A 16,417-nucleotide genomic window follows, 5' to 3' on the forward strand; every position below is an offset into this window, starting at 1 on the left:
CGTGCACACACGTAGGTTTTGACATGCAAGCAGCCAAGCCGTTATTTGATTATCCGAAGTACTGGGCCGAATGTTTCGGGCCAGCGCCTTTCCTGCCGATGAGCCGGGAAGAAATGGATCAACTTGGCTGGGATTCCTGCGACATCATCATTGTCACAGGCGACGCCTACGTGGATCACCCCTCGTTCGGCATGGCGATCATTGGCCGGCTGCTGGAGTCGCAAGGCTTCCGCGTCGGGATCATCGCTCAGCCAAACTGGCAGTCGAAAGACGATTTCATGAAGCTCGGCGAGCCGAATCTGTTTTTCGGCGTCGCGGCCGGGAACATGGATTCGATGATCAACCGCTACACCGCCGACAAAAAGATCCGTTCCGATGACGCCTACACGCCAGGCGGCATGGCCGGCAAGCGTCCGGACCGCGCGAGCCTGGTTTACAGCCAGCGCTGCAAGGAAGCCTACAAGCACGTACCAATCGTATTGGGCGGCATCGAAGCCTCGTTGCGCCGTATCGCCCATTACGATTACTGGCAGGACAAGGTCCGCAACTCAATCCTGATTGACGCCTGCGCCGATATTCTGCTGTACGGCAACGCCGAGCGCGCCATCGTCGAAGTTGCGCAGCGCCTGTCCTACGGTCACAAGATCGAAGACATCACTGACGTGCGCGGCACCGCCTTCATCCGGCGCGACACGCCGCAGGGCTGGTACGAAGTGGACTCCACGCGTATTGACCGTCCGGGCAAGGTCGACAAGATCATCAACCCGTACGTCAACACTCAGGACACTGAAGCCTGCGCCATTGAGCAGGACAAAGGTCCGATCGAGGATCCGAACGAAGCCAAGGTCGTGCAGCTTCTGGCCAGCCCGCGCATGACCCGCGACAAGACCGTCATCCGCTTGCCGTCCATGGAGAAAGTACGCAACGACTCCGTCCTCTATGCCCATGCCAACCGGGTTCTGCACCTGGAAACCAACCCGGGCAATGCCCGCGCGCTGGTGCAAAAGCATGGAGAGGTCGACGTCTGGTTCAACCCGCCGCCAATTCCCATGACCACCGAAGAAATGGACTACGTGTTTGGCATGCCTTACGCGCGTGTTCCGCACCCCGTGTATGGCAAGGAGAAGATCCCGGCCTACGACATGATCCGTTTCTCGGTGAATATCATGCGCGGCTGTTTTGGTGGCTGCACCTTCTGTTCAATCACCGAGCATGAAGGCCGGATCATCCAGAACCGTTCTGAAGAGTCGATCATCCGCGAGATCGAAGAGATCCGCGACAAGGTGCCAGGCTTCACGGGCGTCATTTCCGACCTTGGCGGCCCGACCGCTAACATGTACCGCATCGCCTGCAAGAGCCCGGAAATCGAATCCGCGTGCCGCAAGCCTTCGTGCGTGTTCCCGGGTATTTGCCCTAACCTGAATACCGATCACTCGTCGCTGATCCAGCTTTACCGCAGCGCCCGTGCATTGCCGGGTGTGAAGAAGATCCTAATTGCCTCCGGCCTGCGATACGACCTCGCCGTCGAGTCCCCGGAATACGTGAAAGAGCTGGTGACGCACCACGTCGGTGGTTACTTGAAGATCGCCCCGGAACACACCGAGGAAGGTCCGCTCAATCAGATGATGAAGCCGGGCATTGGCAGCTATGACAAGTTCAAGCGCATGTTCGAGAAGTACACCAAGGAAGCGGGCAAAGAGCAGTACCTGATTCCTTACTTCATTGCGGCGCACCCGGGCACTACCGACGAGGACATGATGAACCTCGCGCTGTGGCTCAAGGGCAACGGCTTCCGTGCCGATCAGGTTCAGGCGTTCTATCCGTCGCCAATGGCGACTGCGACCGCCATGTACCACTCCGGCAAGAACCCGTTGCGCAAAGTGACGTACAAGAGCGACTCGGTCACCATCGTAAAGAGTGAAGATCAGCGTCGTCTGCACAAGGCGTTCCTGCGTTATCACGACCCCAAAGGCTGGCCGATGCTGCGTGAAGCGCTCCAGCGTATGGGCCGTGCCGACTTGATCGGTCCCGGCAAGAATCAACTGATCCCGTTGCATCAGCCCGAAACCGACAGCTACCAGAGCGCACGTCGCAAGAACTCGACGCCGTCCGGCAGCCATAAAGTGGGCAAAACGACGCTGATTCAAACCCAGCACACCGGCCTGCCTCCACGTGCCAGCGATGGCAGCAAGCCTTGGGACAAGCGCGAAGAAGCCAAAGCGGCGGCCATGGCCCGCAACAAGCAAGCGGCCAAAGAGCGCATGGACGCGGCAAAAGGCGGCAAGCCAAACGGCAAGCCACCCCGCAAGCCGGTCTTCCCGCGTTAACGCGTCACGCAATATATGAGAACGCCAACTTTCGAGTTGGCGTTTTTTTTCATAATGATGCTTTTCGGGAATGTCTTGTGGCGGCTTAAGTCTAGGCAACTCAACTTTGACTTTACCGTCACTTGTGCGAGGTTTTCTCTCTGAGCAGCCCCCGACGTCTTAGCCCGTGGTTGATAGCAAGACAGTACGGAAGAACTGGATTTATCCTACATAATAGCTAAATATTTCCTATATCAGCATGATGTGCGACTGCCTATTCTTGCTCGATCCAAAAAGGATGGGGAAGGAAGATGAGGTCTAGTCAGCTTCGTGGCGCTTCAGCGCTGGTGACAGCTCGTTTCGTAATGGCTACAAACGCGGCCACTCGTAAAACGTTTACTGAAATACTTAGAGGGTTGTCTCGTCAGGAACGGCTTAAGCTGGCAGTAGAGCTACACCGGTCTATTAAGAGTTCTGGCAAGTTGCCCCGTCGCTATACGAATTTCCAGATCCGCCAGCAAGCTGTTAATCAAATAAAAGACTTAATTGCTTCTGCTTTGACCATTGCGGGAAGCGCGCTCTCCGGCAACCTGCACGCCTTGGCAATTGGTATCTACGGGGAGCATCAATAATGCTAGGTTTTGCGGGTTACCTCGAATTTCGAGAAAAATACTTTTCGATTTTTATGACCGCGATTTATCTGGGCATATCCTCTTGCGCGCTCACGCTTTTGTCTTTGATGTTTTCATACTTCCGGGGCACGGATGTGTCACTGATGTTCCAATGGGGTATGGGCATATCTATTGCGGGTGCAGTCTTTCAAGCGTTCTTCAGTGTGATGCTATCGAGGGGCCGTCCCGCATGGGTGTGGGGGTTGGTCGGTATGTTTACGCTGTGTCTTCTCGTTTCCCTGTCGACAGTCGGAGGGTCGCCACCTCCGTTCATCTACGTTTTGGCTATTTTTCCCCCCTTGCCGGGCTGTACTGCGTCAACAGTAAAAGATACCGCGAAATGTTGAAGTTCCTAGCCGTGCTGCGACAAGGGCGGGATTTGGAGAAACGTGCTCAGGCGGCGACCAATGGCATACCCAAGCGTACCCCTAAGGCTCGGATAAGCGCGGGGGAGCAGTGCAGCAAAGCCTCTCGGCGCAAATAACCCCGCACGCTCCAAATCCGTGCGACCCTTGCACCGCCAGTCACCGCTGGCCCGATTTTGGTGCTGTGCTTGGCTGCGCGAGCAGCATCAACACCGCAGCCGCAGGTTTTTGTCCGGATGGCATAACTCTTGCGCGGCTCCGTTACCGTCCAGGCTCGCAGGAGGCACGCCGTGTCGATTCATATTGCCTTGCACCACGTCACGCATTACCGCTACGAACGAGCGGTAGAGTTGGGTCCGCAAATCGTACGCTTGCGTCCGGCGGCGCATAGCCGCACACGCGTTTTGTCCTACTCGCTCAAAGTCTTGCCTGAGAACCACTTTATTAACTGGCAACAGGATCCGCAGGGTAACTACCTGGCGCGATTGGTGTTCCCGGAAAAAACTGCAGAATTCCGGGTCGAGGTTGATCTGGTCGCCGAAATGGCCGTCTTCAACCCGTTCGACTTTTTCCTTGAGCCTTACGCAGACAAAATCCCGTTCACGTACGCCAGTGAGGAACAGCGTGAGCTGGCGCCTTACCTGGAAAAGCTGCCGCTGACGCCAGCATTTCAGGCGTATTTGAACAGCATTGATCGCACCCCGATTCCTGCCATCGACTTTCTGGTAGGCCTCAATCAGCGCCTTGCCCACGACATCGGATACCTGATTCGCATGGAGCCGGGCATTCAGACCCCGGAATTCACACTGGAAAACGCCTCTGGCTCTTGCCGCGATTCGGCATGGCTGCTGGTGCAACTGCTGCGACATCTCGGGATGGCCGCGCGCTTCGTGTCCGGTTATCTCGTTCAGTTGAAAGCCGATGTTCAGGCACTCGACGGCCCATCGGGCACTGACGTCGACTTCACCGACTTGCACGCCTGGTGCGAGGTTTATCTGCCGGGTGCCGGCTGGGTCGGGCTTGATGCGACTTCAGGCCTGTTCGCGGGAGAAGGTCACATTCCGCTGGCGTGCAGCCCTGATCCCTCATCTGCCGCGCCGATCAGCGGGCTGGTCGAGCCGTGTGAAACACAATTCAGTCATGAAATGTCGGTGGAACGCATTTGGGAGGCGCCTCGCGTCACCAAACCGTACACCGAAGAGCAATGGCTTGAGATTCAGGCACTGGGCCGGCAGATCGACAGTGATCTGGTGCGCGACGACGTGCGATTGACCATGGGCGGCGAGCCGACTTTTGTGTCCATTGACGATCGGGACGGTGACGAGTGGAACACCGCAGCGTTGGGCCCCAAGAAGCGCGTGCTGTCTGCGGAGCTGTTTCAGCGGATGCGCATGCATTACGCGCCGCAAGGGCTGGTGCATTTCGGGCAGGGCAAGTGGTACCCCGGTGAGCAATTGCCGCGCTGGTCGCTGAACTGTTTCTGGCGTCGCGACGGTCAGCCGGTCTGGCGCAATACTGCGCTGATCGCCGACGAGCAAAAGGATTACGGAACTGACGACGAGATGGCGGGACGTTTTCTGCGCAGCGTTGCGGAGCGGTTCAAGCTGCCATCGCGCTTCGTATTCCCGGCGTTTGAAGACAATTTCTATTACCTGTGGCGTGAAGGTGCGCTGCCGCAAAACGTCAGCGCACAGGACTCTCGCCTGGGCGACGAGCTTGAGCGGGCGCGTCTGACCAAAGTGTTTTCACAGGGGCTGGATAAAGTCATCGGCCACGTGCTGCCGCTGGCGCGCGACGCCGCCGATGAGCGCTGGCAGAGCGGCCGCTGGTTTCTGCGCGACGAGCATTGTCGACTGGTGCCGGGTGACTCCGCGCTGGGCTATCGCTTGCCGCTGGCGTCCCAGCCTTGGGTCAAGGCTGCCGAATATCCTTACATCCATCCGACAGACCACAACCAGGATTTCCCGGACCTGCCCAATCGCGATGCGCTTCAGGCAGGCGTTGATACGCTGACTGAAAAACCTGATGCCAATGCTGAACGCGCGCCGAAAATCGATGAGTCCGCCGATTGGCTGACGCGCACAGCGCTGAGCGCCGAAGCGCGCGGCGGGCGCTTGTACCTGTTCATGCCGCCACTGGAAGGGCTTGAGGCGTATCTGGAGCTGGTGGCTGCCATCGAGTCGACCGCTGAAGAGCTGCAGTGCCCAGTGCTGCTTGAGGGTTACGAGCCGCCCAGCGACCCGCGCATGTCCAACTTCCGCATCACGCCCGATCCCGGCGTGATCGAGGTCAACGTGCAGCCGTCCGCCACGTGGGACGAGCTGGTCGAACGCACGGAGTTTCTATACGAAGAGGCGCGCCTTACGCGTCTGACCACTGAAAAGTTCATGATCGACGGCCGCCACACCGGCACCGGCGGCGGTAACCACTTCGTGCTGGGTGGCGCGACGCCGGGTGATTCGCCGTTCCTGCGCAGGCCCGATCTGCTGCGTAGCCTGCTCAGCTACTGGCACAACCATCCGTCCCTGTCGTACCTGTTCTCCGGGCTGTTCGTCGGCCCCACTTCGCAGGCGCCACGCGTCGATGAAGCGCGCAACGACTCGTTGTACGAACTGGAAATCGCCTTCTCGCAAATGCCCAAACCGGGCGAAGCGTGCGAGCCATGGCTGGTGGACCGGTTGCTACGCAATCTGCTGATCGACGTGACGGGTAATACCCACCGCGCCGAGTTCTGCATCGACAAGCTCTACTCGCCAGACGGGGCTACCGGTCGCCTGGGCTTGCTGGAACTGCGCGCGTTCGAAATGCCGCCCCACGCCCGCATGAGCCTGTCGCAACAGTTGCTGCTGCGTGCGCTGGTCGCCAGGTTCTGGCGTGAGCCGTATGCGCCGCCGAAGCTTGCCCGCTGGGGCACGGAACTGCACGACCGCTTCATGCTGCCGCACTTCATCGAGCAGGATTTCGCCGACGTGATTGTCGACCTGAACGCCGCCGGTTATCCCGTGCGCGCTGAGTGGTTTGCGGCGCATCTTGAGTTCCGTTTCCCCAAAGTGGGCGATTACGCGGTCAACGGCATCGAGCTGGAATTGCGTCAGGCGCTTGAGCCTTGGCACGTGTTGGGTGAAGAGGGCGCTGCGGGCGGTGCCGTGCGTTATGTCGACTCGTCTCTGGAGCGCTTGCAGCTGAAGGTCAACGGCCTGCCGCCGCAGCGTTATCAACTGACGGTCAATGGCATTCCTGTGCCGTTGCAGCCGACTGGTCGTGTGGGAGAGTTCGTTGCCGGTGTGCGATACCGCGCCTGGCAGCCGGCAAATTGTCTGCAACCGACCATTCCGGTACACGCGCCGCTGGTATTAGACATCGTCGATACCTGGATGCAGCGCTCGCTCGGTGGCTGCGAGTATCATGTCGCGCACCCTGGTGGGCGCAACTATGAAACGTTGCCGGTGAACGCCAACGAGGCCGAAAGCCGTCGTCTGTCACGGTTCTTCCGGGTCGGTCACACTCCTGGCAAAGTGGTCGTTGAACCGCTGTCCACCAACGATGAGTTCCCCATGACGCTGGACATGCGTCTGCATTGAAACCGGTTCAGGCAGCCGTCTGGGGTCAATCCTGAGACGGCTTGACCCATTGGACGCGCATGGAAGCGATCAATCCTTATGTCATCTGCCTGCGCTAACCTGAAGTTTTTATTAGTCGTCTGCCGAGCCCTCCATGCCCGACCTGCTTGACCGCTACCCTCTATCAGCGGGTACTTACCACGAGATGCTGGACACCAGCGGCGCTATTCGTCCGCATTGGGTGCGTCTCTACGAGCACTTGCAGCGCAGCACCCCCGCGCAACTCATTCAGCGTCAAGCGCTGTTAACCCGGCAAATTCAGGAAAACGGCGTCACTTACAACGTATACGCTGACCCCAAAGGCGCGGATCGTCCGTGGGAACTGGACCTGCTTCCGCATTTGATTCCCGCGCAGGAGTGGCAGCAACTGGCGGCGGGCATTGCGCAGCGCGCACGTCTGCTCAATGCGGTGCTGGCTGATCTCTATGGTCCGCAGAGGCTTATAGCAGAGGGCTTGCTGCCCGCCGAGCTGGTGTTTGGTCATAACAACTTTCTGTGGCCGTGTCAGGGGATGAGGCCACCGGAAGGTATCTTCCTGCACATGTATGCCGTGGATCTTGCGCGCACGCCGGACGGTCGCTGGTGGGTGACGGCTGATCGCACGCAAGCGCCTTCGGGGGCGGGTTACGCGCTGGAGAACCGCCTGATCGTATCGCGGGCGTTTCCCGAGCTTTACCGCGATCTCCAAGTGCAGCATTTGTCGGGCTTCTTCCGTTCGCTTCAAGAAACGCTGATTCGTCAGGCGCCCAGCAGCAAAGAGGCGCCGCTGGTGGTATTGCTCACGCCGGGTCGGTTCAACGAAAGCTATTTCGAGCACCTGTATCTGGCCGGGCAGTTGGGTTATCCACTGGTCGAAGGCAGCGATCTTACCGTTCGCGATGCCACGGTTTACCTGAAAACATTGAGTGGCTTAAGGCGTGTCCACGCAATCATGCGCCGGCTCGACGACGACTTCTGCGACCCGCTGGAGCTGCGAACCGACTCTGCGCTTGGCGTGCCTGGTTTGCTGGAAGCGGTGCGTCAGGGCCGCGTGCTGGTGGCCAATGCCTTGGGCAGCGGTGTGCTTGAATCGCCCGGATTGCTGGGGTTCCTGCCTAAGATCAATGAGTTCCTCTTCGGCGAAGAACTCATTCTGCCGTCGGTGGCGACGTGGTGGTGTGGTGAGCCTACGGTGTTGGCTCAGGCGCTGGAGAAAATGCCTGAATTGCTGATCAAGCCTGCGTTCCCGTCGCAAAGCTTTGCTCCGGTGTTCGGCCGCGATCTCAGCGAAGCACAGCGCCAGGCGCTGGCGACCCGCATGCAGGCTAGGCCATACGCTTATGTCGCTCAGGAGTTGGCTCAGCTGTCTCAGGCACCGATCTGGCAATCCGACGACGGGCAATTGCAGCCTCGCGCCATTGGCATGCGGGTCTACGCGGTAACAGGCGCCGAAGGTTATCGCGTTCTGCCGGGCGGTCTGACTCGCGTCGCTGCGGAGGCTGACGCCGACGTTGTGTCAATGCAGCGCGGCGGTGCCAGCAAAGACACCTGGATTCTGGGCGAGCGGTCCCACGGCAGTGAAGCCTGGAAAGGTCAGCGAGCGCTGGGTGTGCACGACCTGATTCGTCGCGATCCTTACCTGCCGTCGCGTGTTGTGGAAAACCTGTTCTGGTTCGGCCGTTATTGCGAACGTTGTGACAATGCCGCACGGCTGCTGCGCATCATGCTGTCACGTTACGTGGATGGCGACGACGCGTTGGCCCTGCAAGCGGCTGTCGGACTCGGTGAACGGTTGCACCTCTTGCCTGAGGAGGAAGAGGGTGAAGAGCTGAGCGACCGTTTGCTGCAGGCATTGCTGGGTGATGACTGGCCGTCGAGCCTGCGCTCCAACTTGCAGCGTTTGCAGTGGGCAGCCTCGCAAGTACGCGGCAAGTTGTCCCGCGAAAACTGGCAGGCGTTGGTCGAGTTGCAGCGCGAAGCCATGAGCCTTGAGACCGATGAACCTGACTTTGGCGAGTTGCTGGACTTTCTTAACCGTCTGGTCATGTCGCTGGCGGCATTGTCGGGCTTTGCTCTGGACGACATGACGCGCGATGAAGGCTGGCGCTTCCTGATGATTGGCCGGCGCATCGAGCGTCTGCAGTTCCTCAGTACAAGTTTGGCGGCGTTCCTGCGCAACGATGCGGTGTCTGATCAGGCTGGTCTGGACTGGTTGCTGGAGTTGGGTAACAGCAGCATCACTTATCGCTCGCGTTATCTGGCGCTCCCCCAGTTGATTCCGGTGCTGGACCTTTTGTTGCTCGATGATCAAAACCCGCACGCCGTATTGTTCCAGCTCAAACTGGTCTCACGCTCCCTGAATCGTTTGAACGAAGATTTTGGTGCGCCCCGGGACGCCAGCCTGTCGACCCTGGTCAGGCGCCTTTCGGTATTCGATCTCGGTTGCCTCGAAAATCCGCTGTTTGGGGAGAGCGGCGTCAAGGCCGTACTCGATGGCCTGGCGGACTTGCTGCAAAACATCGCGGACGCCAGTGGTTTGGTGTCTGACCGATTGGCGCTGCGCCATTTCGCCCACGTCGATGACGTCAGCCAACGCACGGTGTCCGTCTGATGAGCGCTCAATACCAGATTCTTCACGACACGCATTACCGCTACGACAGTCCGGTTTCGCTGGCTCAGCAATTGGCGCATCTCTGGCCTCGCGAGAGCCCCTGGCAGGTCTGTACCGAGCGTCAGTTGCTGATCAGCCCGGCGCCCACCAGCCGTCGCGACGAACTCGATGTGTTCGGTAATCCATTAACGCGCTTAGCGTTCGAGCGGCCGCATGACGAGTTGCAAGTCAATGCGCGGCTCAGGGTCGAGGTGCTTGAGCGACCCCCGCTCGACTTCAATCAGTCGGCCTGCTGGAACAACACGCAGAGTGCCCTGAGCTACAGTGCTGTGCGGGTGTCGGACGACATTCTTGAAGCCTGTCGTTATCGCTTTGAATCGCCGTACGTGCACCTCAAGCAATCTTTCGTCGACTTCTCTGCCAGCTGTTTCCCGCAGGGACAGCCGCTGCTGCTTTGCGCGCATGCGTTGATGGAAAAGATCTTCAGCGAGTTCACCTTTGACGATGAGGCGACGCAGGTGGCGACGCCTTTGGTCGAGGTGCTGGAAAGCCGGCGCGGCGTGTGCCAGGACTTTGCGCATTTGATGATCGCCTGCCTGCGTTCGCGTGGTTTGGCTGCTCGCTATGTCAGCGGCTATTTGCTGACACAGCCACCGCCCGGTCAGCCACGGCTGATTGGCGCCGATGCATCCCATGCGTGGGTATCAGTGTTTTGTCCGGTTTTTGGGTGGGTCGAATTCGATCCGACCAACAACATCCAGCCTGCGCTTGAGCACATCAGCCTGGCATGGGGAAGGGATTTTTCAGACGTGTCACCGTTGCGCGGTGTGATACTCGGCGGTGGAAATCACGACCCGGAAGTGCGGGTCACGGTGATGCCGATAGAAGGCTAAGCGAGGGGCTGGAGCGCGTGCGTGTGGAGCATGAGTCTGTGGGAGGGAGTTTGCTCGCGAGAGTCCTATACGTCCGACGAACATCCGGCACCTGGACCTGCGTATCGCGAGCAAGCTTCCTCCCATATCAGATTTTCAGTCGCTGAACCGGGAAGAAGTACCCGTCAGTCGATCAAGATTCGATCAGTTGGCAGGAGCGTCTGGCTTGTCTTCAGAGACTTCAGTTGCCTGGTCATCAGCGGTCTCGCCTTCGACAGCGGCTTCATCCTGGGCGGCCTGCTGTTTACGCTGCAGCTTCTCTTCTTTCTTCTGCTCTTTGGCCAAATCTCTCTGACGTTTCGCGAAGGAATAATTGGGTTTGGCCATGGGCAATCCTCTGGGCAGTAGTGAAGTGCGCTCATTCTGCCTGAGAAAGGCGCAAGGCACACTTAAACGCTGGCGGACGGCACTCGTTCTATTCGCTGAGGTCTGTCAGATATCCCGTGCCAGACGCCTGTAATCGCTATACGTCTGTGTCTCGCCGGCGTAACTTCCACTGGCGCCGCACGCATAAGCGGCGAGCAAACTACGAAAAATACTACTGAGCTGCATGACAATTTCCCCATGGATGATGACGCCCGAAGTGTAGGCAAGCCGTTTACAGAAGGCCGCTCAATTGTCTTGATGATCCTCATAGAGCGGACGGTGGACTGGGAAGTGACGAATGGGAAGTTGGAAGTTGTCTTGAGTTGAGGCAGTCTTTGTATACAAAATCAAAAGCAATCTTTTGGAGACTCATGATGATTCGTAAACTGTTAGCCGCATCCCTGCTGACATTGGCCAGCGGCCACCTGCTTGCGGCAGAGTGTTCGGTGACCGTCGATTCGACCGACCAAATGACATTCAGCACCAAAGCCATCGAAATCGACAAAAGCTGCAAGACCTTCACGGTCAATCTCGAGCACTCCGGCAGCCTGCCAAAAAACGTCATGGGCCATAACTGGGTGCTGAGCAAAGCCGGTGAAGCACAGTCGATTGCCACCGACGGTATGAGCGCTGGCATCGAGAAGAGCTACTTGAAAGAAGGCGATACCCGGGTGATCGCTTACACCAAGATCATTGGTGCGGGCGAAAAAGATTCGGTCAGTTTTGACGTATCGAAGCTGGAAGCCGATCAGAATTACGAATTTTTCTGCTCGTTCCCTGGCCACATCAGCATGATGAAAGGCACCGTGACGCTGAAGTAACTTGATGATCTGTAGGCGCGAATTCCTCAGAGAGGCGGTATTCGACTTAGTGCCCCTATGTCGATATGCCCTGGCCTCTCGCGAATGAATTCGCTCCTACAGGACACCCCCAAGCGATCAGCGTTTGGTATCTGTCATCTTGAAAATACCCTGCGCATTGCTGCTGTCGAAGTTGAGATCGATGCTGCCGGTTTCCGGATCGATCTTGCGCTGGATGAACTCCACGAACGATCCAGGCACATGGTGTGGTTGAAGCGCGCCATGGTGGTCGAGCAAGGTGCGCTCAACGGTGCACGCCTTGTACGCCGTTTGCATCACACGGCCCGACGTCGATACTTCAATGCTGTCTTTCATTGATCGCCGCAGTCGATTCTGCTCTGCCACCACTTCCTCCAGATCAACGACACGATCGGTCAGGTGGTTGAAGCTATTGCCTTCGGTCGCGATCCACGCCATCTCCGCACTCTCCGCCAGCAACTGCCGATAATCAGCCTCCTGCACCACGCCGTGTTGACGACCAAAAGCGCGATAGATCCCAGGGAGCAAACTGATTGCTTCTTCCGGGCTGCAATGACGCGTCAATCGCAGACGCTTGAGGATACTCAAGTGCGAGCCATCGAGCGGATCACGGCTTGAGCCAACCACGCGACCGACGGCGTTTTGGAACGCTTCACTCAACCGCCCGGGATGCAGCTCCGACACGAAGAACTGCGAGATGTCTTCCGGCAGGTCGAGCTGGCGATAACCCCAGCCGGTCATGTTCAGCTTGGTCAGCGGGTAGGTGCGCACGTCGGTGAAACCCAAGGGTTCGAGAATCCGCGCGAAGGCTTGACGGCCTCGCGGCAGCTCGCCGTTTTCTGCCCAGTCCACCGTCCTGATCGCGCCATGGTCGAACACCACTTTGCGAGCGTTCTGCGCCTGTTCATCGACATAACGGCGTCCGTCCGGCACGGCTTCGACCAGTTTGTGGAAAAGACACAGGTTCAGCGCTTCGGCGAGCCACACGCGGTGAATCGCATCCTCTCGAAAAGCGAAGGCGTGCAGCGTTTCGGGTACTTCCACGTGGTCTTTCAACCAGTCAGCAGCGGGTTGGCCAACGGTCGATGCAACAAGCGAAAAGAGGTCTTCGAAGGACGACATGGGCAGCGGCTCTGACTGTGAAAGTTAGGCCGCTATGTAAGCTCCGATGCCCGGCGTCTTCAAGCGAAAAAAACAGGCGGGTTCATTCCGTTTTGGATTGAAGTGCTGCGCACTCGCTGCAAGCTGCAAGCTGCAAGCTGCAAGCTACAAGCTACAAGCTACAAGCTAAGGCTGGAGCTGGCTTGAGGCTTGCAGCTTGAAGCTGCCCCTAAGGGGCGTACGGCAAATCCCGCTTGTGCTGGGTCTTGCGGTAGGTGTTGACGATGATGTCGAAAGCCTCCTGGCGCAACGGTTCGCCGTGCAGGAACGCGTCGATTTCGGCGTAGGTCACTCCGTGGGACGCTTCGTCTGGTTTGCCGGGAACGAGGTCTTCAAGATCGGCTGTCGGGACTTTCTCTACCAGATTCTCCGGCGCACCAAAGCTGCGGGCAATCGCGCGAACCTGGTTTTTCACCAGACCGCTCAATGGCGCGAGGTCGCAGGCGCCGTCACCGAACTTGGTGAAAAAGCCCATGACCGCTTCCGCTGCGTGGTCTGTACCGATCACCAGGCCGCCGCGCACGCCCGCAATGGTGTACTGCGCAACCATCCGCGTACGGGCCTTGATGTTGCCTTTAACGAAGTCTACCGCGGCGTCGGTCTGGCCCTCGAAGGCCTTGACCTGCTCGACCAGCCCCTTGACCGAGGGGGCGATGTCGACGGTGTGACGCTCGTCCGGGCTGATGAAGTCAACCGACGCGGTGGCCTCATGCTCGTCGTGCTGAATGTGATACGGCAGGCGCACTGCGATGAACTGATAGGCGTTGTCACCGGTGCTTTCGCGCAGTTCTTTCACCGCGCGTTGCGCCAGCAAACCAGCAGTCAGCGAATCAACGCCACCGCTGATGCCCAGCACCAGCACCTTGAGGCGGGCGTTTTGCAGGCAATCCTTGATGAACTGAACACGGCGCGCTACCTCGGCCTCAAGCTCACCGGGATTGGCGAATGCTGGCTGGACCTTGAGCTCTTTTGCGATCTCGAGCTGTACGGCTTGCATGATTGACTCCTTATGCAGAAGAGAAAAGTAGGCAGATCAAAGAGCGGAGCGGGGTGCTCGATTCAGTCTGGCACCTTGAATACGTGACGCAGGTAAGACACGAAATTCGGGTCCTTGCATTGAGTCTTGCCAGGCTCGTCGGAAATCTTGGCCACCGGCTGGCCCGCGCAAGCGGTCATTTTAAGCACAATGTTCATCGGAGTGACGCCCGGCACATCAGCGGTCAGGTTGGTCCCGATCCCAAAGCTGACATTGATGCGACCACGCAACGCCCGGAATATGTCCAGCGCCTTGGGCAGGTTCAGCCCATCGGAGAAGACCAGTGTCTTGCTCATCGGGTCGATGCCAAGCCGCTGATAATGAGTAATGCACTTTTCCGCCCACTGCACAGGGTCTCCGGAATCGTGGCGCAAACCGTCGAACAGCTTGGCAAAAAACAGATCGAAATCGCGCAAAAATGCATCGGTGGTAATGCAGTCGGTCAACGCGATCCCCAGCAGCCCGCGGTACTCGCGAACCCAGCAATCAAGCGCGGCGATCTGGCTGTCGATCAAGCGCGGACCAAGTTGCTGGTGCGCCATTATCCATTCATGGGCCATGGTGCCGAGCGGCTTCAGATTGAATTTGCGTGCCAGGTGAACATTGCTGGTGCCGACAAACTGTCCTGGAAAGTCTGCCTTCAATACGGAAACGACTTCTTCCTGCACGGAAAATGAAAACCTTCGACGCGTGCCGAAGTCGGCCACCTTGAGTTCTGACAGTTCATCGGCGGTTGCCGTGGCGGTCAGCCAGTCGAACTTGCGATACAACTGATCGCGGGCGTCGCTCAGCAGGGTGGCGGGATGGCGATGGCGATTGCGTACTTCGCTGACGATCGCGAGCAACGGGACTTCGAACATGATCACGTGCAGCCACGGCCCACGCAGCCGAATACACAATTGGTCGTCTTCGATGCTGGTATGGACATAGCGCATGTTGAAGCGGAACAGGCCGAGAAACCGCAGGAAGTCCGGCTTCATGAAGGTGATGTGCTCAAGGAAACCCATTTCCTCGACGCTCAGCGACAGCTCGCACAGTTGCTCGATTTGCTGGCGGATGTCGGTGAGGTAAGGGCGCAAGTCCTCGCCGTTGCGGCAGCGAAACTCCCACTCCACTTCTACGTTGGGGTAGTTGTGCAGCACAGCCTGCATCATGGTCAGCTTGTAGAGGTCGGTATCGAGCAGGTTTTGCACGATGCGATCCGCGAAAGCGCTGTCACTCATTGTGTCGCTCCAGCCAGCAGCGGCCGCCAGACGCGGCCAATAAGTTTCAAGGTCGGGTGTCGCCTACGGCCTGGGATAGAGCTGTGGCGACACGTCCGGATTGTTATTGACGATGCCCGACATAATGCCAGCGGCGGGCGGGATTGAGGCAGATTTGTTTGGATATCGATGCGACCACCCTGTAGGAGCGCGCTTGCCCGCGATTGCGGTATGCCAGACACGTAAGAGGAGGCTGATCCACCGCAATCGCGGGCAAGCGCGCTGCTACAGTGCGTGTTCATCAGGCGTTGGCTGGTCAAGCTGCTCAAGCATCCAGGCAACGAAATCCCGAATCTTTGGCACGTCCGCCGCATGCTCGGGATACGCCAGGTAATACGCATCGCGGCTGGGCAATGAATGCGCCCAGGGGATGACCAGTTTGCCGTCGGCCAATTCATCTTCCACCAGAAACCTCGGCAGCAGCGCTACGCCACACCCGACCTGAGCGGCGCGAATGCACATATAGAAAGTTTCGAAGCGCGGCCCGTGGTAGCTGTGCTCCGTTTGATAGCCCTGACTGTCGAACCAGTCGTGCCAGCTTTGCGGGCGGGACGCGCTCTGTAGCAGTACCAGATCGCTCAGCTGTGTCGGCTCGATGAACGGTTCATCAGGCAGGCTGCCGGGCGAGCACACCGGGACCAATTCCTCGCCGAACAGCTTCACGCACTCGGCGCCCGGTCTGGCGCCCTGGCCAAAGTAAAAGCTTACGTCGCAGCGTCCTTGCGCCAGATCGTCGGATTCCTGTTCGTTGATCAGGTCCAGATGAATGTGCGGATGACGCAACCGCCAGCCTTTGAGGCGGGGCACCAGCCAGCGTGCACCGAAGGTCGGAGGGGTCGACACGCGCAGGACCTCGGTCTCGCCGCCGTAGGAACGCAGGAAGTGCGTCGACATCTCGACCTGGCTCAGTATCTTGCGCACCTCGCCCAGATAAAGGGCGCCCGCTGGCGTCAATTGCAGCCGCCGGCGCACCCGGCGGAACAACAAGTGCTGGACCAGCTCTTCAAGCTGAGCCACTTGTTTGCTGACCGCGCTTTGCGTCAGATTCAGCTCTTCGGCTGCGCGGGTGAAACTCAGGTGCCGGCTGACCGCCTCAAAACATTGCAGGGCGGTGATCGAGGGCAGATGGCGTTTATTCAGCATCTTCTGGCCTGCGCATGCTAAGCATGAAAAAACGGAATGATATCTCGCCTAATCGTCGTTTGTTGTGCGGCGTGCAGCCAGCTATTACTACACGCTGACGAATTCACCGACCTTCAGCATTCCGCA

General features: G+C 58.5%; 11 protein-coding genes. 6 read left to right on the forward strand and 5 right to left on the reverse strand.

Annotated elements, in window-relative coordinates; genetic code table 11:
* Positions 1 to 23 precede the first annotated feature (23 nt).
* The 5 genes from OYW20_RS03365 (at position 24) to OYW20_RS03385 (ending at position 10,445) form a co-directional block, all read left to right on the forward strand.
* The gene (locus OYW20_RS03365) at positions 24 to 2,327 is read left to right on the forward strand and encodes a YgiQ family radical SAM protein (RefSeq protein WP_268799323.1); all 2,304 of its coding nucleotides are present in this window, start codon (positions 24 to 26) and stop codon (positions 2,325 to 2,327) included.
* Positions 2,328 to 2,617: 290 nt separating this feature from the next.
* Positions 2,618 to 2,938 carry a hypothetical protein gene (locus OYW20_RS03370; RefSeq protein ID WP_268799324.1) on the forward strand — a complete coding sequence of 107 codons (321 nt, stop codon included), beginning with the start codon at positions 2,618 to 2,620 and terminating at the stop codon, positions 2,936 to 2,938.
* Between the two features lie 694 nt (positions 2,939 to 3,632).
* Positions 3,633 to 6,923, forward strand: coding sequence for a transglutaminase family protein (locus tag OYW20_RS03375; protein WP_268799325.1), 3,291 nt, complete (start codon positions 3,633 to 3,635; stop codon positions 6,921 to 6,923).
* Positions 6,924 to 7,056: 133 nt separating this feature from the next.
* On the forward strand, positions 7,057 to 9,552 hold the full coding sequence (locus OYW20_RS03380; RefSeq protein ID WP_268799326.1) for a circularly permuted type 2 ATP-grasp protein: 2,496 nt from the start codon (positions 7,057 to 7,059) through the stop codon (positions 9,550 to 9,552).
* A complete protein-coding gene (locus OYW20_RS03385) occupies positions 9,552 to 10,445 on the forward strand; it encodes a transglutaminase family protein (protein ID WP_268799327.1) in 894 nt (297 codons plus the stop codon). The genes OYW20_RS03380 and OYW20_RS03385 overlap by 1 nt, the downstream gene beginning before the upstream one ends.
* Positions 10,446 to 10,628: 183 nt before the next feature.
* Here OYW20_RS03385 and OYW20_RS03390 read toward each other — a convergent pair whose 3' ends face one another.
* Positions 10,629 to 10,811 (reverse strand): hypothetical protein, encoded by a 183-nt coding sequence (locus tag OYW20_RS03390; RefSeq protein ID WP_268799328.1) that lies wholly within the window; start codon positions 10,809 to 10,811, stop codon positions 10,629 to 10,631.
* A 413-nt stretch (positions 10,812 to 11,224) separates the two neighbouring features.
* On the opposite strand from OYW20_RS03390, the gene azu reads away from it, so the two are divergent.
* The gene (gene azu / locus OYW20_RS03395; RefSeq protein ID WP_268799329.1) at positions 11,225 to 11,671 is read left to right on the forward strand and encodes an azurin; all 447 of its coding nucleotides are present in this window, start codon (positions 11,225 to 11,227) and stop codon (positions 11,669 to 11,671) included.
* 117 nt (positions 11,672 to 11,788) lie between these two features.
* Here azu and OYW20_RS03400 read toward each other — a convergent pair whose 3' ends face one another.
* From OYW20_RS03400 to OYW20_RS03415, 4 genes are all read right to left on the reverse strand, one after another.
* Positions 11,789 to 12,811 carry a 2-oxoadipate dioxygenase/decarboxylase family protein gene (locus OYW20_RS03400; RefSeq protein WP_268799330.1) on the reverse strand — a complete coding sequence of 341 codons (1,023 nt, stop codon included), beginning with the start codon at positions 12,809 to 12,811 and terminating at the stop codon, positions 11,789 to 11,791.
* 208 nt (positions 12,812 to 13,019) lie between these two features.
* A complete protein-coding gene (nadE, locus tag OYW20_RS03405) occupies positions 13,020 to 13,847 on the reverse strand; it encodes an ammonia-dependent NAD(+) synthetase (RefSeq protein ID WP_268799331.1) in 828 nt (275 codons plus the stop codon).
* A gap of 62 nt (positions 13,848 to 13,909) precedes the next feature.
* On the reverse strand, positions 13,910 to 15,109 hold the full coding sequence (gene pncB, locus OYW20_RS03410) for a nicotinate phosphoribosyltransferase (protein ID WP_268799332.1): 1,200 nt from the start codon (positions 15,107 to 15,109) through the stop codon (positions 13,910 to 13,912).
* Between the two features lie 264 nt (positions 15,110 to 15,373).
* A complete protein-coding gene (locus OYW20_RS03415; RefSeq protein ID WP_268799333.1) occupies positions 15,374 to 16,291 on the reverse strand; it encodes a LysR family transcriptional regulator in 918 nt (305 codons plus the stop codon).
* Positions 16,292 to 16,417 lie beyond the last annotated feature (126 nt).

This window comes from Pseudomonas sp. BSw22131, assembly GCF_026810445.1.
GTDB lineage: Bacteria > Pseudomonadota > Gammaproteobacteria > Pseudomonadales > Pseudomonadaceae > Aquipseudomonas > Aquipseudomonas huanghezhanensis.

What these genes read in the sequence shown, in the direction of transcription:
- OYW20_RS03365 (WP_268799323.1), top strand. Translation starts at nt 24, where the DNA reads ATGCAAGCAGCCAAGCCGTTATTTGATTATCCGAAGTACTGGGCCGAA.
- OYW20_RS03370 (WP_268799324.1), top strand. Translation starts at nt 2,618, where the DNA reads ATGAGGTCTAGTCAGCTTCGTGGCGCTTCAGCGCTGGTGACAGCTCGT.
- OYW20_RS03380 (WP_268799326.1), top strand. Translation starts at nt 7,057, where the DNA reads ATGCCCGACCTGCTTGACCGCTACCCTCTATCAGCGGGTACTTACCAC.
- OYW20_RS03385 (WP_268799327.1), top strand. Translation starts at nt 9,552, where the DNA reads ATGAGCGCTCAATACCAGATTCTTCACGACACGCATTACCGCTACGAC.
- OYW20_RS03390 (WP_268799328.1), bottom strand. Translation starts at nt 10,811, where the DNA reads ATGGCCAAACCCAATTATTCCTTCGCGAAACGTCAGAGAGATTTGGCC.
- azu (WP_268799329.1), top strand. Translation starts at nt 11,225, where the DNA reads ATGATTCGTAAACTGTTAGCCGCATCCCTGCTGACATTGGCCAGCGGC.
- OYW20_RS03400 (WP_268799330.1), bottom strand. Translation starts at nt 12,811, where the DNA reads ATGTCGTCCTTCGAAGACCTCTTTTCGCTTGTTGCATCGACCGTTGGC.
- nadE (WP_268799331.1), bottom strand. Translation starts at nt 13,847, where the DNA reads ATGCAAGCCGTACAGCTCGAGATCGCAAAAGAGCTCAAGGTCCAGCCA.
- pncB (WP_268799332.1), bottom strand. Translation starts at nt 15,109, where the DNA reads ATGAGTGACAGCGCTTTCGCGGATCGCATCGTGCAAAACCTGCTCGAT.
- OYW20_RS03415 (WP_268799333.1), bottom strand. Translation starts at nt 16,291, where the DNA reads ATGCTGAATAAACGCCATCTGCCCTCGATCACCGCCCTGCAATGTTTT.